The sequence below is a fragment of the Micromonospora sp. NPDC049374 genome, from assembly GCF_040677165.1.
In the GTDB taxonomy this organism is placed as follows: Bacteria; Actinomycetota; Actinomycetes; order Mycobacteriales; family Micromonosporaceae; genus Micromonospora.
Map to the genome: position 1 here is coordinate 82,213 of NZ_JBFAQH010000002.1, position 23,274 is coordinate 105,486.

Annotated in this window: 18 protein-coding genes; 7 read left to right on the top strand and 11 right to left on the bottom strand. The window is 72.5% G+C overall.

The annotated features are described in order from the left end of the window. Positions 1-8 precede the first annotated feature (8 nt). The 8 genes from AB0J93_RS03765 to AB0J93_RS03800 form a co-directional block, all read right to left on the bottom strand. Positions 9-1,172 carry an acyl-CoA dehydrogenase gene (locus tag AB0J93_RS03765; RefSeq protein ID WP_363917866.1) on the bottom strand — a complete coding sequence of 388 codons (1,164 nt, stop codon included), beginning with the start codon at positions 1,170-1,172 and terminating at the stop codon, positions 9-11. Continuing rightward, positions 1,169-3,199, bottom strand: coding sequence for a biotin carboxylase N-terminal domain-containing protein (locus AB0J93_RS03770; protein WP_363917868.1), 2,031 nt, complete (start codon positions 3,197-3,199; stop codon positions 1,169-1,171). Before AB0J93_RS03770 ends, AB0J93_RS03765 begins: the two co-directional genes overlap by 4 nt. 118 nt (positions 3,200-3,317) lie before the next feature. Beyond that, positions 3,318-4,919 (bottom strand): carboxyl transferase domain-containing protein, encoded by a 1,602-nt coding sequence (locus AB0J93_RS03775; RefSeq protein ID WP_363917870.1) that lies wholly within the window; start codon positions 4,917-4,919, stop codon positions 3,318-3,320. Beyond that, complete coding sequence (locus AB0J93_RS03780) at positions 4,916-6,127, bottom strand: acyl-CoA dehydrogenase family protein (protein WP_363917872.1); 1,212 nt, start codon at positions 6,125-6,127, stop codon at positions 4,916-4,918. Before AB0J93_RS03780 ends, AB0J93_RS03775 begins: the two co-directional genes overlap by 4 nt. Then, positions 6,124-7,866: an acyclic terpene utilization AtuA family protein gene (locus AB0J93_RS03785; RefSeq protein WP_363917874.1), complete on the bottom strand. Its 1,743-nt coding sequence runs from the start codon at positions 7,864-7,866 to the stop codon at positions 6,124-6,126. The genes AB0J93_RS03780 and AB0J93_RS03785 overlap by 4 nt, the downstream gene beginning before the upstream one ends. Positions 7,867-7,921: 55 nt before the next feature. Continuing rightward, on the bottom strand, positions 7,922-8,710 hold the full coding sequence (locus AB0J93_RS03790) for a TIGR03084 family metal-binding protein (RefSeq protein ID WP_363917876.1): 789 nt from the start codon (positions 8,708-8,710) through the stop codon (positions 7,922-7,924). A gap of 25 nt (positions 8,711-8,735) precedes the next feature. Next, positions 8,736-9,356, bottom strand: coding sequence for a TetR/AcrR family transcriptional regulator (locus AB0J93_RS03795; protein WP_363917878.1), 621 nt, complete (start codon positions 9,354-9,356; stop codon positions 8,736-8,738). A gap of 115 nt (positions 9,357-9,471) precedes the next feature. Then, positions 9,472-10,149: a Crp/Fnr family transcriptional regulator gene (locus AB0J93_RS03800; protein ID WP_013736306.1), complete on the bottom strand. Its 678-nt coding sequence runs from the start codon at positions 10,147-10,149 to the stop codon at positions 9,472-9,474. A 220-nt stretch (positions 10,150-10,369) separates the two neighbouring features. Here AB0J93_RS03800 and AB0J93_RS03805 point away from each other — a divergent pair, with 220 nt between their 5' ends. From AB0J93_RS03805 to AB0J93_RS03830, 6 genes are all read left to right on the top strand, one after another. Further along, positions 10,370-11,032, top strand: a complete 663-nt coding sequence (locus AB0J93_RS03805; protein ID WP_363917880.1) for an adenosylcobinamide amidohydrolase — start codon at positions 10,370-10,372, stop codon at positions 11,030-11,032. Between the two features lie 58 nt (positions 11,033-11,090). Continuing rightward, positions 11,091-12,236, top strand: coding sequence for a CapA family protein (locus tag AB0J93_RS03810; protein WP_363917882.1), 1,146 nt, complete (start codon positions 11,091-11,093; stop codon positions 12,234-12,236). A gap of 55 nt (positions 12,237-12,291) precedes the next feature. Beyond that, on the top strand, positions 12,292-13,071 hold the full coding sequence (nth, locus tag AB0J93_RS03815; protein ID WP_363917884.1) for an endonuclease III: 780 nt from the start codon (positions 12,292-12,294) through the stop codon (positions 13,069-13,071). Continuing rightward, positions 13,068-13,676: a TlpA disulfide reductase family protein gene (locus AB0J93_RS03820; protein ID WP_363917886.1), complete on the top strand. Its 609-nt coding sequence runs from the start codon at positions 13,068-13,070 to the stop codon at positions 13,674-13,676. Before nth ends, AB0J93_RS03820 begins: the two co-directional genes overlap by 4 nt. Positions 13,677-13,678: 2 nt before the next feature. Then, positions 13,679-14,383 carry a CoA pyrophosphatase gene (locus AB0J93_RS03825; RefSeq protein WP_363918526.1) on the top strand — a complete coding sequence of 235 codons (705 nt, stop codon included), beginning with the start codon at positions 13,679-13,681 and terminating at the stop codon, positions 14,381-14,383. A 63-nt stretch (positions 14,384-14,446) separates the two neighbouring features. Continuing rightward, the gene (locus tag AB0J93_RS03830; protein ID WP_363917888.1) at positions 14,447-15,625 is read left to right on the top strand and encodes a MarP family serine protease; all 1,179 of its coding nucleotides are present in this window, start codon (positions 14,447-14,449) and stop codon (positions 15,623-15,625) included. A 7-nt stretch (positions 15,626-15,632) separates the two neighbouring features. On the opposite strand, the gene AB0J93_RS03835 is transcribed toward AB0J93_RS03830, so the two are convergent. The 3 genes from AB0J93_RS03835 to eccCa all read right to left on the bottom strand — a co-directional run bounded on the left by AB0J93_RS03835 (position 15,633) and on the right by eccCa (position 21,766). Next, positions 15,633-16,247, bottom strand: a complete 615-nt coding sequence (locus AB0J93_RS03835; RefSeq protein ID WP_363917890.1) for a phosphatase PAP2 family protein — start codon at positions 16,245-16,247, stop codon at positions 15,633-15,635. Positions 16,248-16,434: 187 nt separating this feature from the next. After that, positions 16,435-17,757: a type VII secretion-associated serine protease mycosin gene (gene mycP / locus AB0J93_RS03840; protein WP_363917892.1), complete on the bottom strand. Its 1,323-nt coding sequence runs from the start codon at positions 17,755-17,757 to the stop codon at positions 16,435-16,437. Positions 17,758-17,830: 73 nt separating this feature from the next. Then, positions 17,831-21,766, bottom strand: a complete 3,936-nt coding sequence (eccCa, locus tag AB0J93_RS03845) for a type VII secretion protein EccCa (protein WP_363917894.1) — start codon at positions 21,764-21,766, stop codon at positions 17,831-17,833. Positions 21,767-21,867: 101 nt separating this feature from the next. On the opposite strand from eccCa, the gene eccD reads away from it, so the two are divergent. After that, positions 21,868-23,268, top strand: a complete 1,401-nt coding sequence (gene eccD, locus AB0J93_RS03850; RefSeq protein WP_363917896.1) for a type VII secretion integral membrane protein EccD — start codon at positions 21,868-21,870, stop codon at positions 23,266-23,268. Positions 23,269-23,274 lie beyond the last annotated feature (6 nt).

Genomic DNA, 23,274 nt, shown 5'->3' on the forward strand with positions numbered 1-23,274 from the left:
CACCAGGTTCAGTACGACTTGTCCTGGCTGAGGACGTGTTGGGCGACGAAGTTGAGGATCATCTCCCGGCTGACCGGGGCGATCCGGCCGGCCCGTACCGCGCCGAGCAGGGTAGCCACCCCGTATTCCGTGGTCATGCCGGCACCGCCGAGTGCCTGCACGGCCGTGTCGACGGCGAGTGCGGCGGCGTCACCGGCCGCGTACTTCGCCATGTTTGCGGAGACGGCTGCTTCCAGGTCACGGCCGGCGTCGTAGAGTGCCGCCGCCTTCTGGATCATCAGCCGGGCCAGTTCCACCTGTACGGCCGCGTGGGCGAGGGGATGTGCGACTCCCTGGTGGGAGCCGATCGTCCGGCCGCCCCACACCGAACGGGTCGCGGTGTACTCGGAGGCGCGTTCGACGGCGTACCGGCCGGTGCCGGCACCCATCGCGGCGACCGTGATCCGCTCCGGGTTGAGCCCGGCGAAGAGCGCCGGCAGCCCGGCTTCGAGCGACCCGCCGACCAGCGCGTCACCGGGCAGCCGCACGTCGTCCAGGTAGAGCAGGAACTGGTTCTCCGGGGACACGATCTCCATGTCCAGCTTGGACGAGGTCAGCCCGGCCGCGTCGGTCGGCACGAGGAACAGCGCCGGCTTCAACTTCCCCGTCGAGGAATCCTCGGTCCGGGCCACCACCAGGACGAACTGAGCCTCGTCGACGCCGGAGATGTAGCACTTGCGGCCGGACAGCAGCCAGTCCTCACCGTCGCGGCGGGCCACCGTGGCGAGGCGGTGGAAGTTCGAGCCGGCGTCCGGCTCGGTGATCGCGAAGACGATCTTCTGAGAGCCGTCGGCCAGGCCCGGCAGGTGGCGTTTGCGCTGTTCCTCGGTGCCGTGTCGGTTGATGACGGTGGCTGCGATGGCGGGGGAGACCACGAGCAGCAACAGCGGGCAGCCGGTGGCGGCCAGTTCCTCACAGACGATGGCCAGGTCGGTGATGCCGCCGCCCCCACCGCCGTACTCGGTGGGGATGTTGACGCCCAGGTAGCCGAGCCGACCGGCTTCCTGCCACAGCTCGGTGGTGTGCTCGCCGGCCTTCGCCTTCGCCACGAAATACCGGTGGCCGTACCGCCTGCCCAGCGCCCGCACGGCGTCGCGGAGCTGGTCCTGCTCGGGGGTGAGGTCGAAGTTCATGACGGCGACTCCTCATCGGGGGTGACCACGGCCAGCACGGCGTCGGTGTCCACCTGACCGCCGGCCGGTACCGGCAGCTCGGTGACCAGACCATCGGTGGGGGCGAGCACGGGGTGTTCCAGCTTCATCGCTTCCAGGGTCAGCAGCAGGTCACCGGCGGCGACCCGCTGACCGACCTCGACGTGCACCCGGGCCACCGCGCCGGGCAGCGGCGCGAGCAGCGATCCGGAGGCCAGCGCGGCGGTGGGCAGCGGGAAACGCGGCAACTCGGCCAGGCCCGTCGCCCCGTTCGGGCCGTCCACGAAGACCTCCGAGCCCACCCGGTGTACGCGGTACACCCACCGCACCCCGTCAACGTCGAGCACGACCCGCTCCGGGGCCACCTCGACCGGGGTGAGGATCGGCGCTGCGTCGGCTGCCTCGCCCGTACCGGTCGGCGCGCTGCCGGAGGCGCCAGGGACCGGCGACATCGACCACTCGACGAGGCCACCTGAGCGGTCCAGGCGGTAGCGGACCTCGATCTCCCTGCCGTCCGGGCTGCTGAAACGGGTGACCTGCGGGAACGCGGGCACGTTGCGCCAGCCCGAAGGCAGCCCGGCGAGCGCGCCAGCCCGGGCGCGGCGGTCGGCCGCCGACGCGAGGGCGGCGGCCAGCGCGACCAGAGGGAACTGCTCGGCCGGCAGCAGCGGAGCGAAGACCCCCGGGTGCCGGTCCAGGAAACCGGTGTCGATGTCCACGGCGGCGAACTCCGGGCTACGCAGGACACGGACCAGCAGGTCCCGATTGGTGGCCACGCCGTGCAACTCCGCCCTGGCCAGCGCACCGGCCAGGGCGCGGGCCGCCTCCGCGCGGGTGGGTGCCCAGGCGATCACCTTGGCGAGCATCGAGTCGTAGTGGACACTCACCGCCGACCCGTCGACCACACCGGAGTCCAGCCGCAGGCCGAGCGCGGTCAGCGGCCCGAACTCGGCCGCCACGCCGGGCAGGGCGAACCGGTGCAGGGTGCCGGTGGCGGGCCGGTAGCCGTGCGCGGGGTCCTCGGCGCAGAGGCGTACCTCGATCGCGTGTCCGGTGGCCGGCGGTGTCGCGGCCAGCGGCAGCGGCGCGCCCTCGGCGACCAGCAGTTGCAGTCGGACCAGGTCCAGCCCGGTGGTCAGCTCGGTGACCGGGTGCTCCACCTGGAGGCGGGTGTTCATCTCCAGGAAGTGGATTTCCCCGTCGGGCGCGAGCAGGAACTCGACCGTGCCGGCCCCGACATAGTCGACCGCCCGTCCGGCAGCCACCGCCGCCTCGTGCAGCCGCTCCCGCACCTCGTCGGAAAGGACGCCGGGTGCCTCCTCGACGATCTTCTGGTGCCGGCGCTGGATCGAGCAGTCCCGCACGCCCAGCGCCACCACCGTCCCGAAACTGTCGCCGAAGATCTGCACCTCGACGTGCCGGCCACGTTCGACGTACCGCTCGATGAAGACCGTGTCGTCGCCGAACGCCGAGGCCGCCTCGCGGCGCGCACCGGCGACGGCCTCGGCGAGCCCGGCGGCGTCCCGGACCACCCGCATGCCACGCCCGCCGCCCCCGGCGGACGCCTTCACCAGCACCGGGAAGCTCGGCACCGGTCCCGGGTCGGTCCAGGTGGGCAGCATCGGTACGCCGGCCTCGGCGAGCAGCGCCTTGGCGGCCAGCTTGTCGCCCATCGCGGCGATCGCCTTGGCCGCCGGGCCGACCCAGGTCAGCCCGGCGTCGGTCACCGCCGTGGCGAACTCGGCGTTCTCGGCGAGGAAACCGTAGCCGGGATGGACGGCGTCCACACCGCAGCGGCGGGCCGCATCCAGGATCAGGTCGATCCGCAGGTACGTCTCCGCAGGGGTGTTGCCGGGCAGCCGGACGGCCTGGTCGGCCTCGGCGACGAAGGGCGCATCGGCGTCCGCGTCGGAGTGCACGGCGACCGTCTCGATGCCGAGCGTCCGGCAGGTGGCGAAGACCCGGCGGGCGATCTCCCCCCGGTTCGCGACCAGCAGCTTGCGAATCATCTGCTGTACCCCCTTTCGTTCGTGACTGCGGGACTCCGCTTCGCTGCGTTCCTCGCGCTCACGGGTGGCTGCCTTTCGTTCGCGACTGCGGGACTCCGCTTCGCTGCGTTCCTCGCGCTCACATCCGGAAGACGCCGAAGGCGTCGGCGCCCTGCACCGGCCCGCTGTGGACGGCCGACAGACACAGGCCGAGGACGGTAGGGGTGTCCCGGGGGTCGATCACCCCGTCGTCGTAGAGCCGACCCGACAGGAACAGCGCGCCGGACTGGGACTCGATCTGCTGCTCGACCATCATCCGCATCGCCGCGTCGGAGTCCTCGTCGAACTCGCGGCCCCGCGCGGCGGCGGCCTGCCGGGCCACGATGGACAGCACCCCGGCCAGCTGCGCCGGGCCCATCACCGCCGACTTGGCGTTCGGCCAGGTGAACAGGAATCTCGGCTCGTACGCCCGGCCACACATGCCGTAGTTGCCGGCGCCGTAGGAGGCACCCAGGTTCACCGTCAGGTGCGGCACCGTCGAGTTCGACACCGCATTGATCATCAGTGCGCCGTGCTTGATGATGCCGCGCTGCTCGTACTCGGTGCCGACCATGTAGCCGGTGGTGTTCTGAAGGAAGATCAGCGGGGTGTCGGCGGCGTTGGCGAGCTGGATGAACTGCGTCGCCTTCTGCGCCTCCTCGCTGAACAGCACGCCCCGCGCGTTGGCCAGCACGCCGACCGGGTACCCGTGCAGCTCACCCCAGCCGGTGACCAGCGCGGTGCCGTAGGCCGGCTTGAACTCGTCGAACTCGCTGCCGTCGAGCACCCGGGCGAGCACCTCACGCGGATCGAACGGCACCTTGAGGTCGGCGCTGGTGATGCCGAGCAGCTCCTCCGGGTCGTACTTCGGCGGTTGCGGCATCGGGTTGCGCGGCGCCGGACCCCGCTTGCGCCAATTGAGCCGGCGTACGCACTGTCGGGCCAGCCGGATGCCGTCGCGCTCGTCGGCGGCGAGGAAGTCGGCCAGGCCGGATTTCGTGGCGTGCATGGCCGCGCCGCCCAACGACTCGTCGTCGGCGTCCTCGCCGGTGGCCATCTTCACAAGCGGTGGCCCGGCCAGGTAGACCTGCGAACGTTCCCGGATCATGATCGTGTAGTCGGACATTCCGGGCACGTACGCGCCACCGGCGGTGGCGTTGCCGAAGACCACGCTGACCGTGGGGATCCGCTCGGCCGAGAGCCGGGTCAGGTCGCGGAACACCCGGCCACCCGGAATGAAGATCTCCGCCTGGGTGGGCAGGTCCGCGCCGGCCGACTCGACCAGGTTCACCATCGGCAGCCGGTTGGCCAGGGCGATCTCGCCGGCCCGCCGGGTCTTCGCCAGCGACCAGGGGTTCACCGCACCACCGCGTACCGTCGGATCGTTGGCGACGACCAGGCATTCGACACCCTCGACGACACCGATCCCGGTCACCACGCTGGCCCCTACCGGGAAGTCCGTGCCGAACGCGGCGACCGGTGACAGTTCGAGGAAGGGACTGTCCTGGTCCAGCAGCAGTTCGATGCGTTCGCGGGGGAGCAGCTTGCCGCGCTGGTGGTGCCGGGCCACGTACTTCTCGCCACCGCCGCCGCGCGCGGTGTCGAGCGCGGCGTCCAGCTCGGCGAGGCGTTCCAGCAGGGCGTCCCGATTCGCGCGGAAGGCCGGCGCGGACGGGTCGATCGCGGTGTCGAGTGTGGTCACAGGCCGATGCCCTTCGCGATGATCTCGTTCATGATCTCGGTGGTGCCGCCGCCGATGCCGAGGATCCGGGCGTCCCGGTAGTGCCGTTCCACCTCGGCATCCCGCAGGTAGCCGAAGCCGCCGTGCAGTTGCAGGGCCTGGTCGACGACCCGGTCGGCGGCCTCGACCGCCACGTTCTTCGCCATCGCCACCTCGGTCACCACCGGCTCACCGGCGGCCACCCGGGCGGCCACCTGGTGCACGTAGGCCCGGGCGGCCTCGGCCCGGGTGTGCATCTCGGCCAGCCGATGCCGGACCAACTGCCGGCTCGCCAGGGGCCGGCCGAAGGTGGACCGGTCGCGGCACCAGGTGGTGGCCAGCTCGACGCAGCGCTGCGCGATGGCGTACGCCTGGGTGGCCAGGGAGAGGCGTTCGGCCGCGAACTGCTGCATGATCGCGAGGAAGCCGGTGTCCTCCTCGCCGATCCGGTTCGCCACCGGCACGCGTACGTCGACGAAGGAGAGTTCGGCGGTGTCCGAGCAGTGCCAGCCGAGCTTCTCCAACCGCCGCCCCACGGTGAAGCCGGGCGTGCCCTTGTCGATGACCAGCAGGCTCAGCGCCCCACTGCCCGGCACGCCGGTGCAGACCGCCGTCGTCACGAAGTCCGCCCGGACCCCGCTGGTGATGTAGGTCTTCGCGCCGTTGACCACGTAATGGTCACCGTCGAGGCGGGCGTGGGTGCGGATGCCCGCCACGTCCGAGCCGGTGTCCGGTTCGGTGATTGCCAGTGCGCCGATCATGGACCCGGCCAGCGTCGGCCGGACGTACCGATCGATCAGGTCGTACTCCCTGCCGGTCGGGTCGACGCTCTCGACGGTGTCACCGGGTGGCCTGGGGAGCTTGCCGCCCGACCGGGCCCCGGCCGCGGCCACCATGTGTGGCAGCGCGATGCCGTGCGTGAAGAGGGCAGCGACCAGCCCCGACGAGCCACCCGAGCGGATGATCTCCTCGGTGACGATGATCGAGTCGAGCAGGTCGCCGCCGCTGCCGCCGACCGCCTCGGGAAAGCCGATGCCGAGCAGGCCGGTCTTCGCGGCGGTCGCGTGCAGCTCGCGGGGTACCTCGCCGGCCCGCTCCCAGTCGGCCAGGTGCGGCAGCACCTCCCGGGTGACGAAGGCGCGGGTCAGCTCCCGCAACTGCCGCCGCTCGGGAGTGTCCACGATCGTCATGACCGCACCTCGCCGTCACCCGGCACCGGTCGGGTCGTCGACGCTGGCGCGGTGCTGGCTGCGGGTCCGGCCGGCAGCTCCGCGGGCAGGTCGACGATCCGGGATCGGAGCAGCTCGCCGAGGGCCTTGGCCTGCGGGTCGAACCGGGTGGAGGCGGCGACCCCGGCGCCGAGCAGCCCCCGGATCACGAAGTTGACGGCACGCACGTTCGGCAGCTCGTACCGTTCGACGGTCAACGGCGCGGTCTCCGGCAGCAACTCCGCCAGCCGCGCCACGGTGAGCCAGCCACGCAACCAGGCCCAGGTGGCGTCGGTACGCGCCCAGACCCCCAGGTTCGCGTCGCCGCCCTTGTCGCCGGACCTCGCGCCCACCACCTCACCCAGTGGCCCGCGCCGGGTCGGACCTGTCGCCGCCGGGCCGGTCACCTCGGCCGCCGGCTCGGTGGCGACGGCCTCGGTCACCGGCGGCGGGTCGATCGGCACCCGGGTGCCGTCGGGCAGCACGGCGACGTGGACGACCGCGTCCTGCCGCACGGCGTCGGCGGTGAACACGCCGTACGGGGTGGCGTCGCCGGGCAGAGTGGTCAGGGTGCAACCCGGGTAGGAGGCCAGGGCCAGCTCGACCGCCGCCGCCGAGAACGCCCGCCCGGCCCGCGTCCGGTCACCGTCGCGCAGGTTCACGTGCAGCAGGGCACTGGCTGTCTCGGTGTCGGTGGCGTCCGGATGGTCGGTACGGGCCAGCGTGAACTCCAGCCCGTCCGGGCCGACCGCCTCCGTCAACTGCTCTCGGACCAGGGCGGCCTTGGCCCGGATGTCGAGACCGCAGAGTACGAACGTCATCGAGTTGCGGAAACCACCGAGGTTGTTGACGCCCACCTTGAGCGTGTCCGGCGGCGGGGTGCCGCGGGCACCGCTGACGAGCACCCGGTCCGGACCGTCCTGGCTCAGCCGGACCGAGTCGAGCCGGGTCACCACGTCGGGGCCCAGGTACGCCGGCCCGCCCACCTCGTACAGCAACTGGGCGGTGACCGTCTCGATGCTGACCGCGCCGCCGGTGCCGGGATGTTTCGTGATCACCGCCGAGCCGTCCGTACGCAGCTCGGCCACGGGAAATCCCGGCCGGTGACCGCCGTCGGGCAGCTCGGTGAAGAAGCTGAAGTTGCCCCCGGTGACCTGCGCTCCGCATTCGATCAGGTGCCCGGCGACGGTGGCCCCGGCCAGCGCGTCGAGGTCGCCGCGCCCCCAGCCGAAGCGGGCGATGGCCGGGCCCACGACCAGCGAGGCGTCGGTGACCCGGCCGGTCACCACCACGTCCGCCCCGGCGTCGAGGCAGGCGGCGATGCCGAACGCGCCGAGGTACGCGTTCGCGGTCAGCGCATCCGGTCGGGCCAGGGCGTCGCCCTCGACGTACCCGATCCGGACGGGCAGCCCGAGCCGGTCGGCGAGGGCGCGGATCGCGGCGGCCAGCCCGGCCGGGTTGAGCCCACCGGCGTTGGTGACCAGCGTGACCCGACGGTCGAGCGCGGCGCCGAGGCAGCCCTCCAGTTGCCGGAGGAACGTCTTGGCGTAGCCCAGATCAGGATCACGCATCCGGTCGCGGCCCAGGATGAGCATGGTCAACTCGGCCAGGTAGTCACCGGTCACCACGTCCAGTTCGCCGCCGTCGAGCATCTCCCGCCAGGCGGAGAACCGGTCGCCGTAGAAACCGGAGGCGTTGCCGACCCGCAGCACGTCGCTCATCGACAGCCCTTTCGGGTCGCGGCTGCGGGGCCCCGCCGTGCTGCGTTCCGCGTGCTCACGGGATCGCCGTTCGTGGAGCGCGGCCGGTGCCGGGTGGGCCGGCGAAGGCCTGGGCCACGTCCAACCACCCGTCGGCGACCGGCCCGGTGGCGACCAGCGCGGTGTCGGAGCGGTGCCGACGCCGGGTCACCAGCAGGCAGAAGTCGAGCGCCGGACCGGTCACCCGGTCGGCCGCGTCCGCCGGGCCGAAGGCCCAGGTTTTCCCGCCGGGTGCCGCCAGCTCCACCCGGACCGGTGTCGTGGGCACCGGCCGGCCATGGGCGGCGAAGCTGTGCCCGACGGTACGGAAGCCGAGGTACGCGATGTGCCGCAGCCGGTCGGTGGCGGGCCGGGTGACGCCGAGCGCCTCGGCCACGTCCTCGCCGTGCGCCCAGGTCTCCATGATCCGGGCCGTCGCCATCGAGGCAGGCGACATGCGGGTGCCGTACCAGGGCAGCTTCTCCCCGGCGGGGGCGGCGGCGAGGGCTGCCGCGAGCGCGGAGCGGCCCTCCCGCCAGCGGGCCAGCAGCGTGTCGGGCGGGGCGAGGAAGGCGATCGCGCCGTCGTCGACCAGCCGGGCCAGGTCCGGTGCGGAGGTGACCGAGGCGTAGAACGCGTCGGCGTCGGTGGCAGCGAGCCGGGCCACGTGATCCGTCCACGCCAGGTGGGCGATCTGGTGGGCGATCGTCCAGCCCGCCGCGGGGGTGGGTCGCTCCCACTCCTGCGGCGGCAGTGGCGCGACGAGCGTGTCGAGCTGCGCGGACTCGGTGGCCAGATCCGTGAGCAGGGCGGTCAGGTCGACCATGGTGCCTCCGGGCGGGTTGGGCCGGTCAGGATGCCGTCTCCGCGCTGGTGAGCAGCGCCGTCAACTGGGTCTTCCAGGACTGCAACAGCGCGGCCCGGCGGGTCGAGTCGTCGCTGAGCAGGTTGGCCACGCCGAGTCCGCGCAGCAGGTCCAGGGTGGCCTGCACCGCCTCGCGTACGCCGGGGCGCCGCTCGTCCACCCCGAGCAGTTCGACGGTCAGTCGGTGCATCTCCCGGCCGATCCGGGCTTCGAGCGGCAGCAGGGCGGCCCGCAGTTCGGCGTCGGTGCGGGCGGCCACCCAGAGTTCGAGGGCGGCGACGAAGAGGGGCCCGGTGAAGGCGGCGGCGAGCAGGTCCACCACCCGGTCCAGCCGGTCGGCACCGGCCGGCAGGGCATCGGCCTCGGCCCGCAACTCGGCCGCTCGCCGTTCGGTGAGGTGCCCGACGGCGGCGGTGACCAGGGCGGTGCGGGTCGGGTAGTGGTGCAACTGGGCACCCCGGGAGACGCCGGCCCGGGCTGCCACGACCGTGGTGGTGGTGCCGGACCAGCCGTGCTCGACCAGGCAGTCGAGGGTCGCCTCCAGCAACCGGGCCCGGGTGACTCGGCTGCGTTCCTGTTGAGGGACGCGGGTCGATGCGACGGGCATGCGGACAGCCTGCCGCCCAAGAAACAAACAGTCAAGACTGACTTTTTAGGTTGCCGCAAACGCCTGCGCGGTGCCGACGAGGTCCGTCGGCACCGCGCAGGAAATGAACTCAGGGTCAGACGCGGGCGCGGCGGGCCAGGCGCTCCGGGTCGAGGATGATGATGCTCTTGCCGTCCAGCCGAAGCCAGCCGCGCGAGGCGAAGTCCGCCAGGGCCTTGTTGACCGTCTCCCGGGAGGCGCCGACGAGCTGGGCGATCTCCTCCTGGGTCAGGTCGTGCGTCACCCGCAGCACGCCGCCGTCGCGGGTGCCGAAGCGCCCCGCCATCTGGAGCAGGTTCTTTGCCACCCGGCCGGGCACGTCGGTGAAGATCAGATCCGCGAGGGCGTCGTTGGTCCGGCGCAGCCGGCGGGCGAGCACCCGCAGCAACTGCTCGGCGATCTCCGGGCGGTTGTTCAGCCACGGTCGCAGCGCCTGCTTGCGCAGTCGGGCCAGCCGGCTGTCGGTGACCGCGGTCGCGGTCGCCGTACGCGGACCCGGGTCGAAGAGTGATAGCTCACCGACCATGTCCGAAGGACCCATCACGGCGATCAGGTTTTGCCGTCCGTCCGCTGCCCGACGACCAACCTTGATCTTGCCGGACAGCAGGATGTAGAGACTGTCACCGGGCTCGCCCTCGTTGAAGACGACCTCGCCCTTGCGGACCTCGATCGTCTCCATCTCCTTGGCGAGCGCCTCGGCCGCCTCCGGGTCGACACCCTGGAAGATCCCGCTGCGGGCCAGTACCTCGTCCATCGCGCACCTCCGGTTGCGCGTGCCGTCTGCTCGGCCTGGGTCCGCCGTCCGCTGATCCCTCGCGCGCCGACCAGTCTAGGCGCACGTGAGCAGTAATCAGAGGTGCACCCCTGGAATCTTGATCGTTGGGCGTAACGTGCCCGTCGTGATCACCCTTTAGAATCCCGCGCCTGATCAGACCGGGGTCGGCGGGGCGGACACCCGGACGTAGGGTCACCCTGTGCTGCCCGAGCCCCTGCTGACCACCCGGCGCGAGGACGAACGTGACATTCCGGTGCTCATCTGGCGTGCCGGGGGACCGCTGCGGGCGGTCAGTTCCGCCCCGCTGGGCGGTGGAATCGGCGTACGACGGTGGGTGCTGAACGCGACGGTGCCCATGTCGTACGACCGGGACGACCCCGCCGACCACCTGGCGGAGCTGGCCCGGGAGTTCGGCCTGGACGGGCCCGGCGTGGGCCTGATGACCGGGGTCGACGTGGCCGAGGTGGTGCGGCGGACCGACACCGGCGTGCAGGTCTGGGCCACCGTCGGTCTGGGCACTCCGGTGCCGGCGGCGGCACCCACGGTGGCGGCACCGGCGCAGTCGGTCGGCACGGTGAACATCGTGGCGTACGTTCCGGCGCGGCTCGGCGACGCGGCACTCGTCAACGCGGTCGCCACGGCAACCGAGGCCAAGGCGCAGGCGATCGCGGACCTGGGGCTGGCCGGCACCGGTACGCCGACGGACGCGGTCGCCGTGCTCTGCCCACCGGACGGTCCGGTCAACGCCTACGGCGGACCCCGCTCCACCTGGGGGGCGCCGCTGGCGCGGGCGGTGCACGCCGCCGTGCTGGCGGTGGGCCGCGACACCGTCGTCCCATGGTCGGATCGGCTCCAGGGCTGAATCTCCCCACCCGATCGGCGGTCGTTTCCGCGATACCCGCCCGGTAGGGTCGCGCACGATGTACGCTGCCGCCCCCTTCGCGCCCCGACCCCGCCGCCGCACCCTGGCCGCACTGGGGGCGCTGCTTGCCGCCCTCCTCCTCGCCGGCTGCGCCAGCACCGACGAAGGGCCGCTCTGGCAGCCCGGTACGGGCGGCGGCGAGGGCGCACCTGTCGAATCGGCCGCCCCCGAGGTCAAGAAGATCTCGCTCTCCGCCACGGGCGACATCGTGATGGCCATGGCACCCGATCGGCTGCCCCCGAACAACGGCAAGGGTTTCTTCAACTCGGTGAAGAAGGCGCTCGCCGCCGACCTGGTGATGGGCAACCTGGAAGAGCCGTTGACGGTGGACACCGGGACCGGCAAGTGCGGTGCCAACTCCACCCGCTGCTTCCAGTTCCGGGCTCCGCCGGAGTACGCCGCCCATCTCGCCGATGCCGGTTTCGACCTGCTCAACCAGGCCAACAACCACGGGTACGACTTCGGGCCGAAGGGCTACGAGAACACCCAGAAGGCGCTTGAGGAACACGGGCTGGAGCACACCGGCGCACCCGACCAGATCACGGTCGTCGAGGTGAAGGGCGTCAAGGTCGCCGTCGCCGGTTTCTCGTCGTACCGCTGGTCGAACAGTCTCACCGACATCCCCGCCGCGAAGAAGGTGATCGAGAAGGCCGCCGACCAGGCGGACATCGTGGTGGTGCAGGTGCACATGGGGGCCGAAGGGTCGGAGATGACGCGGGTGCGGCCCGGCACCGAGATGTTCCTCGGTGAGAACCGGGGCGACCCGATCAAGTTCTCCCGCGCCATGATCGACGCCGGTGCCGACCTGATCGTCGGGCACGGCCCGCACGTGCTGCGCGGCATGGAGTTCTACAAGGGCAGGCTGATCGCGTACAGCCTGGGCAACTTCGCCGGCGGCGGCAACTCGCTAAGCAACAACGGTCGGCTCGGCTGGGGCGGCGTGCTGAAGGTGTCACTCGAAGCGGACGGTACCTGGGCCGGCGGCTCCTTCACCTCCACCTACATGGACGGGGCCCGCAAGCCGACCGTCGACCCCGACGACCGTGGTCTCGGGCTGCTCCGGGACCTCACCGAGCTCGACTTCGCCGAGACCGGAGCCCGGTTCACCGACTCCGGAAAGATCAGCCCGCCCGACGCGGACTGATCTCCGGCGGCACAGGCGTCCGAGCCAGTCGGACCGGCGACGTAGGCTGGCCGTCGTGACCAGAAGCGCCACCGAGACCGACCTGGGACGCACCCGTCGCGCGCGGCGGATCGGCCGCGTGCTGACCGAGACGCATCCCGACGCGCACTGCGAGCTGGACCACCGCAGCCCGCTGGAGTTGGCCGTCGCCACCATCCTGTCGGCCCAGTGCACGGACAAGAAGGTCAACGAGGTCACTCCGAAACTCTTCGCCCGCTACCCGACCGCCGCGGACTACGCAGGGGCCGATCGCGGCGAGATGGAGGAGATGATCAAGCCGACCGGCTTCTACCGCAACAAGACCAACTCGCTGATCCAACTCGGCCAGGCCCTGGTCGAGCGCTACGACGGCCGGGTTCCCCGCCGGCTGGCCGACCTGGTCACCCTGCCCGGGATCGGTCGCAAGACCGCCAACGTCATCCTCGGCAACGCCTTCGACGTGCCCGGCATCACGGTCGACACCCACTTTCAACGGCTGGTGCGGCGCTGGGGACTGACCACCGAGACCGACCCGGTCAAGATCGAGCACGAGATCGGGGCGATGTTCCCGAAGCGCGACTGGACCATGCTGTCGCACCGGATCATCTTCCACGGCCGCCGGGTCTGCCACGCCCGCAAGCCCGCCTGCGGCGCGTGCACGCTGGCGAAGCTCTGCCCCTCGTACGGCACCGGACCGACCGAACCAGCCGCTGCCGCGAAACTGCTCAAGGGCCCCCGCGCCGGTGACCTCGCGGCCGCCGCTGGTGTCGATCCCACGCTGGTGCCGGCGCAGGCGGTTCAGGCGGAGGCACCGTGAACCGCCGGCTCGCGCTGCTGACCCTGCCCCTGCTGCTGTTGCTCGCCACCGCCTGCACCACCGACTCCGAGGCCCCCGCACCGGCCGGGCAGGGCACGGCGGCCGCCCGTCCGTCCCCGTTCGAGGACTGTGCCACCCTCACCGGCGGCCCGGCCGGGTCGGGCGACGGCGAGGCGACTGGCGACCCGCTGCCCGAGTTGACCCTTACCTGCTTCACCGGTGGGGCCCCGGTCGCCCTGCGGGACCTCCGCGGACCGGCCGTGGTCAACATCTGGGCCTCCTGGTGCCCGCCCTGCCGCAAGGAACTCCCCGCCTTCCAACGGCTGCACGAACGCACCGAGGGGCAGCTGCGGGTCATCGGGGTGAACAGCCGGGACAGCCGCGAGGGCGCCCAGTCGATCGGCGAGGACTTCGGCGTACGGTTCCCGATGCTTGTCGACCAGGGCGAGGCGGTGCAGCGGGCACTGCGTCGCAACGCCGTCCCGCTCACCGTCTTCGTGGACGCTCAGGGTCGCATCCGGCACATCGACAGTTCCGGCGCGCTGGACGACGCCCGCCTCGGCGAACTCGTCCGTCGGCACCTCGGCCTCACGGTGTCGGCGTGAGCGTGCACGAACCAGCGGATCGTCAGCCGCCGGGCTGGCTGGGGCCGCTGCTGGGTCGGCTCGGCACCGCACGTACGGAGGACTTCACCCAGCTGCGTACGCCGGACCGGGGCGGCCGGGAGAGCGCGGTGCTGGTGCTGCTCGGCGAGGACACCGTCACCGGCCCGGACGTGCTGGTCCTCCAGCGGGCCGCGACGCTGCGCAACCACGCCGGCCAACCGGCGTTCCCCGGCGGCGCGGCCGACCCGGAGGACGCCGACGCCGCCGCCACCGCGCTGCGCGAGGCGAACGAGGAGGTCGGGCTCGACCCGACAAGCGTCACCGTGCTGGCCCAACTGCCGAGGCTGTGGATACCGGTAAGCGACTTCGTGGTGACCCCGGTGCTCGCCTGGTGGCACGCACCGCATCCGGTGGACTCCCGGGAGCCGGCCGAGGTGGCACACGTGGCCCGTCTGCCGATCGCCGAGCTGGTCGACCCGGACAACCGGGTCCGGGTACGCCATTCGAGTGGCTGGGTCGGCCCCGCCTTCTCCGTACGCGGGATGCTGGTCTGGGGGTTCACGGCCGGGGTGCTGGCCGCACTGCTGGAGATGGGTGGCTGGAGCCGCCCGTGGCCCCGCAGCCGAGTTATCGATCTTCCGCCGGTCGGTGCCTCGCCCGCCCCGTCGGCCGGCACCGACGAGGTCGACGAGAGCGCCCTGCGCTGATCTGACCGTCACCTTCCGCAAGCGATCGTCTTCGCGCGAGCCCTCGCCCCGTACGCTTGAGCCGTGTCGGCCGTGGATCTCGTCCTGCTGTTGCTCATGCTCGTGTTCGCGATCAGCGGATACCGACAGGGGTTCGTAATCGGGGTGCTCTCGTTCTCCGGCTTCTTCCTGGGTGCCCTGGTCGGCCTGCAGGTTGGCCCGATGTTCGCTCAGCAGTTCGTGGACAGCGGCACCCGGGTGCTGATTTCGTTGGTCGCCATCTTCGGCCTCGCCGTGGTGGGTCAGGCACTGGCCGGCTGGCTCGGATCGCACCTGCGCCGCACCATCGCCAGTGACGTGGGACGGCGGGCCGACGACGTCGGTGGCGCGTTCGTCTCGCTCTTCGCGGTGCTGCTGGTCGCCTGGCTGGTCGCCGTGCCGCTCGGCTCCTCCTCGCTGCCCTGGCTCGCCGCCTCCGTGAAGAGCAGCGCGCTGCTCAACGTGGTGGACCGGGTGCTGCCCGACCAGGCCCAGCAGCTCTCCACCGCACTACGCGACACCGTCGACACCAACGGCTTCCCCGATGTCTTCGACGGGCTGCGACGTACCCAGGCCCGGCAGGTCGAGCCGCCCGATCCGGCGCTCGCCGGCTCCGAGGTGGTGAGCAGCGGTCAGCGCTCGGTGGTGAAGGTGCTCGGGTCGGCACCGAGCTGTTCGCGCCGGATCGAGGGGTCCGGCTTCGTGTACGCCGACGACCGGGTGATGACAAACGCGCACGTGGTCGCCGGCACCCGCTCGGTCGCGGTGGAACTGCGCGGTGACCGGTACGAGGGCGAGGTGGTCGTCTACGACCCCGACCGGGACCTGGCCGTGCTCTACGTGCCCGGGTTGCCCGGCCCGTCGATGCGGTTCGCCGCCGGCAACGCCTCCACCGGCGCGGACGCCATCGTGCTCGGCTTCCCGCTGGACGGGCCGTACAACGCCCAGTCGGCGCGGATCCGCGACGTGGACCGGATCACCGGGCCGGACATCTACTCGTCGGGGAACGTGAACCGGGAGATCTACACGATCCGGGCTCTGGTCCGCAGCGGCAACTCGGGCGGTCCACTGGTCTCCTCGAACGGCCTGGTGCTCGGGGTGATCTTCGCGGCGGCGGCCGACGACCCGAACACCGGGTTCGCGGTCACCGCCGCCGAGGCCCGACCGGTGGCGCTGGCCGGTGCCGAACGCACCCGGGGCACCGACACCGGCGACTGCACCTGACGAGGGGTCAGCCTGACCGGCGTCGGGACCAGACGGCGAACGCGGTGGCGGTGGCGACGACCACCGTCGCCCCGAGCAGCCACCCGGCCAGCACGTCGCTGCTCCAGTGGACGCCGAGCGCCACCCGGCTGAACCCGGTCACCAGGGCGATCGTCAGCGCACCGAGCCAGACCGCCGCGCGGGTCGCCGAACGGTGCCTGGTCCGGGGCAGGAACACCACAAGCAGGATCCCGGCGGCGAGCGTCGCGTTAAGCGCGTGGCCCGACGGAAAGGCCAGACCAGGCGCCTGCGCCACCGGGTCGGGCAGATCCGGTCGCTGCCGGCCGACGAGCAGTTTGAGCAACGGCCCGAGCAGGCCACCGAGCACCATGGTGCTGGCGACCCAGCCGGCGAGCCGCCGCGCACCGTCGCGGGCCAGCCAGATCACCAGGACCAGCGCCACGGCCCGCAGGGGCATCGGCGCGAAAGCGTCGGTCCAGAAGCTCATCGCCCGGGCCCAGGCCGGGTGGTCCAGGGCGTACCCGTGCAGGTGAGTGGTGATCGCCAGGTCGAGCCGACGCAGCGGCGGCCAGTCACCCAGCACCAGCGTGGCGAGCAGCGCGAACGGCACGACCAGCAACATGCCGGAAACGGTGTGGGCCGGCCGCACACCTGGCCGGTCGTCCCGCCGTCCGACACCATCCGGGCCGGCGGGCGATGCCGGGTCGACTCGTTCGAAGGTGTCCACGGCGATGGTTGTACCCCGCTGGCCGGGCCCGCCTCGCGAGGTTGCGCGGAATTTGCCGCGCCTTACGTCGACCGGGGGTCGGTCAGCGGTGCGACTGCCGGAACCGGCGCACCATCAGCGCCGCTCCGGTGAGCAGCGCGACGAAAATGGCCGAGCCGATCCAGAGCCGCTCCGAGCCGGCGTCGTCCTGCGAACCGGCGGCCCGGGCCCGCCACTGGGTTTCCTGCCGGGACCCGGTCAGCCCGAGCTGCTCGGCATCCGGATCAGCCGTGGTCGCGGAGCCGGGCGCGGGACCGAAGCCGGTCACCCCGGGCGGGTCGTTGTCGTCCAACGGGTTCTGGTACGTCCGCGGCACCTCCGCGGTCAGCGCCGCGACCGGGTCGACGAGACCGTACCCGAACCGCTCGTCCCGCCCGGTGGGCCCGATGTCCCTGGCGGTGACCAGGAGCCGGTTCACCACGTCTCCGGCGGACATCTGCGGGTAGCGCGACCGCACCAGGGCGGCGGTGGCGGCGACCAGCGGTGCCGCGAAGCTGGTGCCCTGCACCCGCCAGTAGCCACCCGGAGGACGTGCGCCGACCAGTCCGCTGGCGGGTGCGGTGAGGACCGTGGCGCGGCCGGTGATCGCGCCGCTCCACAGGTTGTCGCTGTTGCGCTCCAGGCCGGAGACCGCGATGACGCCAGGTTCGCGGGCCGGATACCACACCTTCGCCTCGGGCGAGGTGGCGAGATTTCCGGTGCAGGCGACCACCACCACGTCCCGGGCGAAGGCGTAGTCGATCGCCGCTGCCAGCGCCGCGCTGTCGCCGTTACCGCCGAGCGACAGGTTGATCACCTTCGCGCCGTTGTCGACCGCCCATCGCACACCCTTGGCCACGATCAGCGCGTCGTCGTAGCGGTTCTCCGCGTCCAGAACCCGCACGGGCAGGATCCGGGCGTCCGGCGCGAGCCCCACCACCCCACGGCGGTCGTCGTTGCGCCCCGCGATCAGGCCGGCCACCGTGGTGCCGTGCCCGACCGGATCCGCCTCGGTCGCCCCGTTCGGCGCGACCAGGTCGAGCCCGGGCAGCACCTGACCGGTCAGGTCCGGGTGGGAACCGTCCACCCCGGAGTCGATCACAGCCACGACCACGCCGCGCCCGGTCGAGGTACGCCATGCCGTCCGCGCGCCCAGCTTGTCGAGCTGCCACTGCTCGTCGCGGACCTGGTCGGCGCGTCGCGCCGAGTCGGGGTTGTGGGCCACCGGCGTGCCGAACGCGGGAGCGTGGACCGGCACGGCGGCGGCGGGCACGACCGCGACGGCGGCCGACAGCGCGGTGGCGACCGCCGCGAGCAGCGCGCGGTTGGCGAACCGGCCGGCCCTCGCCGGGCCGCTGTGCCGCAGCCTCGTCACATCCTCAGCCATTCGTCGCGGGACACATGACGATCGGAGATTACCGGTTTCGACCCGCTTGGAGGGACGTTCCGTGGAGTCGACGTCACTGTGGCGGAAGGTGAGCCAGTTGGACCAGCCGTACGCCCTCGCGTCGGGTGAACAGCCGACCGCGCCCGGGCGGCAACGGACCGGGACGGACCGGACCGACAAGCGCACCCTCCTCCGGGCTGCCCGACATCACCAGGCCCGAGGTGGACAGCTCCCGTAGCCGCTGCACCAGCGGCTCGTACTGGGCGCGGGCGGCACCGCCGGAGCGGCGCGCCAGCACCAGGTGCAGCCCGACGTCGCGGGCGTGCGGCAGGTGCTCCTCCAGCGCCCGCAGCGGGTTCGCCGGCCCGCTGGCCACCAGGTCGTAGTCGTCGACCAGCACGAACAGCTCCGGCCCGGACCACCACGACCGTTCCCGCAGCTGGGTCGGGCTGACCTGCGGGCCCGGTGCGCGGCCCGCCAGGTAACCGGCGGCCGACTCGATCAGGTCGGCGGTGGGTGCCGCCGCGGTGCCGTAGCCGATCAGGTGTTCCGTGGAGATGGCGCCGAGCAGGCTGCGGCGATAGTCCACCAGGATCACCCGTGCCTGTTCCGGCGTGAACCGGGTGACGATCGAGGTGGCCAGGGCGCGCAGGAACGACGACTTGCCGCTCTCGGCGTCGCCGTAGACCACGAGATGTGGCTCGGTGGCGAAGTCGAGAACCACCGGCCGTAGGTCCGCCTCGGCGACACCGACCGGGATCCGTAGCCCCGTCGTGGCGTCGAGGTCGAGGTCGGCGTAGGGCAGCACGGCCGGGAGCAGCCGGACCCGGGGTGCGGCCGGGCCGGACCACGCGTCGTTGGCCTGCTTCACCAGCCCCGCCGTGTCCGTGCCGGTCGTCTGCGGCAGCGCGGTGAGGAAGTGCAGGCTCTCCGAGGTGATGCCACGCCCCGGGGTCTGCTCCGGCACGTGCGCCGCTGCCCGTCGGGCGACCAGCGAGTCGGACGGATCACCGAGGCGCAGTTCCAGCCGGGAGCCGAAGAGGTCCCGGATGGCCGGCCGGAAATCCAGCCAACGCACCGCGGTGGCCACCACGTGCACGCCGTAGGAGAGCCCCCGGGTCGCCAGGTCGGTGATCAGCGGCTCCAGATCTTCGTACTCGGTCCGCAGGGTCGTCCAGCCGTCGACGACGAGGAACACGTCGCCGTGATCGTCGGTATCGCCCGCGCCGCTGCTGGCGCGTCGCTGTCGCCAGGCGGTCATCGACTCGACGCCCAGTTCGGCGAAGCGGCGTTCCCGATCGGTGAGCAGGGTGGACATCTCGCCGACGGTGCGGCGTACGCCGGTGGGGTCGGCCCGACCGGTGACCCCACCGACGTGCGGCAGGTCACGCACCGAGGCCAGCCCACCACCACCGAAGTCGAGGCAGTAGACCTGAGCCTCGGCCGGCGTGTGGGTGAGGGCCAAGGCACAGATCAGCGTGCGCAGTGCGGTGGACTTGCCGCTCTGCGTACCACCGACCACCGCGACATGACCGGCGGCGCCGTCCAACGCCAACCACAGCAGGCCGCGGCGCTGCTCGAACGGTCGGTCGACGACGGCCACCGGCACCTGGAGGGCACCGTGCAGTTCAGGATTGCCGAAGGTCAGCCCACGGACCGGGTCGACCGTGAGCGGACCGACCAACTCGTCCAGGGCCGGGGCGGCATCCAGCGGCGGCAGCCAGACCTGGTGGGCCGGCACGCCCTGCCCGGCCAACCGGTCGACGAGCAGACGCAGCAGGGTCTCCGTGGCGTCCGCCTCGTCTTCGACAGCCGGTGGGACGGGCGGCTGCGGCACTGGTGTGACGTGGGTGGAGAAGGCGAGCAGGCGGGGACGTTCGGGTCCGGCCGGGTCGGTCGCCAGGGCGCGCCGACGCACCGGACCGGAGACGTACGCGGTCTTGAAACGCAGCAGCGGCTCGGTGCCGAAGCGCAGCAAACCGTGCCCCGGCGACGGGGGCAGTTCATGCGCGTCCGGCACCCCGAGCACGGTACGGGACTCCAGCGAGGAGAAGGTCCGCAGACCGATCCGGTACGACAGGTGGGTGTCCAGCCCGCGCAGTCGTCCTTCCTCCAGCCGCTGGCTCGCCAGCAGCAGGTGCACCCCGAGGGAGCGGCCCAGCCGGCCGATCTGGACGAACAGGTCGATGAAATCGGGCTTCGCCGACAGCAGTTCGGAGAACTCGTCACAGATCAGCAGCAGCGACGGCAGCGGGGGCAGCGGGTTGCCGGCCGCCCGGGCCCGCTCGTAGTCGCGCAGGCTGGCGAAGTTGCCGGCGCGGCGCAGCAGCTCCTGCCGGCGGACCAACTCCCCGTTGATCGCATCGACCATCCGATCGACAAGCGGTAACGCGTCGGCCAGGTTGGTGATCACAGCGGCGGTGTGCGGCAGCCGGTCGAAGGGCGCGAAGGTGGCCCCACCCTTGAAGTCGACGAGGACGAAATTGAGCTGCTCGGCGGAATGGGTGGCGGCCAGCCCGAGCACCAGCGTACGAAGCAGCTCGGACTTGCCGGAGCCGGTCGCTCCGATCAGCAGCCCGTGCGGGCCCATGCCGTCCTGCGCCGACTCCTTCAGGTCCAACTCGACCGCGCCGCCGTCCACGCCGACGCCGATCGGCACCCGCAGCCGGTCCCGCGGCGACCGCGGAACCCAACCCTGCTCGACGGTGAAGCCCTCCGGCTCGCCGATGCCGAGCAGCTCCGGTAGACCCGGCTCGACGCCGGGCGCGGCGTCGGCGCCCGGGTTGGCAGCCAGCCGCAGCGGTGCCAGCCGACGGGCCACCGCCTCGGCCTCGGCGACCTCCAGCGCGTCGGCCGTGCCCACCTCGGCCGGCCCGTCCGAGGAATGCGAGTGCAGCCGGCCGTCGCGCAGCTCCAGCAGCAGCGAGAACCGGTCGAGCAGACGCGGCGGCGGGGTGTCCAGGTCGATCAGGGTCATCGCGTCGATTCCACCGTCCCCGACCAGTTCGGTGGCACCGGTGAGGTCGCCGCCGTCGAAGACGACCACCAGGTGCGGTCCGTCCGTGGCCGGTCCGACCGGGCTGAACCTCGACCGGCTGGCCAACACCCGGTCGAGCAGTCGTTCCAGCTCCACCGCGGAACTGGCCACCAGCCGCACCGGACCGAGGGCGTCGGTGCGGGTGGGGTGCTGGGCGTGGGGCAACCACTTGACCCACTCCCAACGGCCGCGTCGTTCCGGCCCGGCGCAGATGGCGACCAGCAGCTCGTCCGGGGCGTGGAAGACCGCGAGCTGGGTGAGCATGGCCCGGGCCAGCGCCTGCGCGGCCGACGACCCGGTGGGGCCGACCGGAGCGGCCCGGACGAAGACCCGGGCGAAGCTGCGCAGCGAGAGAGCCACCGGCAGGTCGGGCACCACCGAGTACGCGTCCAGGAAGCGGCGCAGCGCCCCCGCCGTCATCGGCTCCAGTTCCTCCAACGGACGGGTGACCGGCGGCACCAACGGCGTGGCCAGGGTCTGCGGCCCGACGGCGACCCGGATCACCGCGAAGTCCGGGTCCGTGGGCCGCCGCTCCCAGACCCGGTGGCTGTGCACCGTCGACCAGAGCAGCGACGGATCGGGGTGCCGGTAGCAGAGGCCGGCGCGTTGCCGCTCCGCGGTCTGCCGAACCTGCCGGCGCAGAGTGGCCAGGTGCCGCAGGTAATCCCGGCGGGCGGTCATCATCCCGGACTTCTTCGGGCTGCCGGAGGCGCTGCCCCAGGAGGTCGCCAGCATCGCCAGGGAGGAGAGGCCGAACATGCCGCCGACCACGTACGCGTACGCCCCGCCGCCCCGGCCGAACATCATCGCCATTGCGACCGTACCGCCGAGCATCGGCAGCAGCATCAGCAACTGGTGCCAGCGGGTGCCGGTGTCGGCGGGAATCTCCGGGGGCGCCTGTACCGGCAGGTCACCGACGGGTATCTCGGGCGCCGGGCGTCGCGCCGGCCGCCGGATGACGACAGTGGACACTCGACCTCCCGACTGCGCACGGTAACCCGAGCCTGGCTCATCGTAGGTAAAGTCCTGTCGTTCGCGCAGCAGCAGGCCCGCTCGGGATGGGAGGTGAGCCGATGACAGTCGGGCTTGCCCGACTCACCGTCAGCACGCCCCGACGGCGGGTCGACGTGGCGCTACCGGAACAGGTGCCCCTGGCCGAGTTGCTGCCCGAGGTGCTGCGTCACGCCGGCGACGGGCTCGCCGACGACGGGGAGCAGCACGGCGGTTGGCTGCTGCGGCGGGCCGACGGCACCGTGCTGACCGGCGGGCAGGCGCTGCGTGCCCAGGGCGTCCGCGACGGTGAGGTGCTGCACCTGGTGCCGGCCCGCACCGAGTGGCCGGAGTTCGAGTACGACGACGTGGTGGAGGCCATCGCCGACGCCGCCCGCCGACGGGGCGGGGCCTGGTCACCCGGTGCCACCCGGGCGGCGGCCCTGGCCGGTGCCGGTGTTCCGCTCGCCGTCGGCCTGCTGGCCCTGGCCGCCGGTGGGCCCGGCGACTCCGCCGGCTGGCCGGCCGCGACCGTGGTGGCCGGCCTGCTGGTGCTGGCCGGCACCGTGCTGTCCCGCGCACAGGGCGACGGGACTGCCGCCGCCGTACTCGGCGGACACGCGCTGCCCTACGCGGCGCTGGCCGGTGCCCTCGCCGTCAGTTCGGGCGACCCGGTCGGACCGATCGGCCCGCTGCGCTGGGTGGGCGCGCCGGAGTTGCTCGCCGGGTCGGTGGCGCTGCTGCTGGTTTCGGTGCTGGGGCTGGTCGGGGTGGCCACCCGACTACGGATCTTCGTGGCCGGCACGGTGGTGGGCGCAGGTGCTGGATCAGCCGCCCTCGGCGGCCTGCTGCTCGGCCCGGCCGGCGCGGCCGCCGTCCTGCTCGGTGCGCTGACCTTCGCCGTCGGTGCCGTCCCGCTGCTGGCCATCCGGCTGGGCAAGGTGCCGTTGCCGCCGACGACCCTGCCCACCGACGGGCCAGCCGACTCGGACCAGGCCCGTGACCTGCCGGACCGTGGCCAGGTGTACGCAGCCGTGGCCCGCACCGAGGAGATGCTCACCGGCCTGCTGATCGGCCAGGCCGTGCTGGCCGTCGGCGCGGCGGTGATCCTCGTCAGCACCGGTGGCGTCGCCGGTCGGCTGCTGGTCGGGGTGACCGCGACGGTGCTGCTGCTACGCGCCCGGCTCTTCACCACGGTCCGGCACCGGGTCGCGCCGGTGCTCGCCGGCCTGGCCGGATACGCGGTCCTCGGCGGGGTGCTGGCCGGGGCCGCCGACGCGGCGGTCCGGCTGATCCTGGTCACCGGCGGGCTGCTGGTCGCGCTGCTGGTGGTGGCGGGCGGCACGACGTACGCCCGCCGGCCGGTCTCCCCGTACCTCGGACGGGTCGCTGACCTGGCCGACACTCTGCTGGTGGTCTCGGTGGTGCCGGTCGCCTGCGCGGTGCTCGGCCTCTACGAGCGGGCCCGGGGACTGCTCGGCTGAGCGACC

Bases quoted from the DNA above. Each gene is read 5' to 3' on its own strand.
- AB0J93_RS03810 (WP_363917882.1), top strand. From the start codon at position 11,091: ATGTACGCTGCCGCCCCCTTCGCGCCCCGACCCCGCCGCCGCACCCTG.
- mycP (WP_363917892.1), bottom strand. From the start codon at position 17,757: ATGGCTGAGGATGTGACGAGGCTGCGGCACAGCGGCCCGGCGAGGGCC.
- AB0J93_RS03800 (WP_013736306.1), bottom strand. From the start codon at position 10,149: ATGGACGAGGTACTGGCCCGCAGCGGGATCTTCCAGGGTGTCGACCCG.
- eccD (WP_363917896.1), top strand. From the start codon at position 21,868: ATGACAGTCGGGCTTGCCCGACTCACCGTCAGCACGCCCCGACGGCGG.
- AB0J93_RS03765 (WP_363917866.1), bottom strand. From the start codon at position 1,172: ATGAACTTCGACCTCACCCCCGAGCAGGACCAGCTCCGCGACGCCGTG.
- AB0J93_RS03790 (WP_363917876.1), bottom strand. From the start codon at position 8,710: ATGGTCGACCTGACCGCCCTGCTCACGGATCTGGCCACCGAGTCCGCG.
- AB0J93_RS03795 (WP_363917878.1), bottom strand. From the start codon at position 9,356: ATGCCCGTCGCATCGACCCGCGTCCCTCAACAGGAACGCAGCCGAGTC.
- AB0J93_RS03780 (WP_363917872.1), bottom strand. From the start codon at position 6,127: ATGACGATCGTGGACACTCCCGAGCGGCGGCAGTTGCGGGAGCTGACC.
- AB0J93_RS03785 (WP_363917874.1), bottom strand. From the start codon at position 7,866: ATGAGCGACGTGCTGCGGGTCGGCAACGCCTCCGGTTTCTACGGCGAC.
- AB0J93_RS03770 (WP_363917868.1), bottom strand. From the start codon at position 3,199: ATGATTCGCAAGCTGCTGGTCGCGAACCGGGGGGAGATCGCCCGCCGG.
- AB0J93_RS03835 (WP_363917890.1), bottom strand. From the start codon at position 16,247: ATGTTGCTGGTCGTGCCGTTCGCGCTGCTCGCCACGCTGGTGCTGGGT.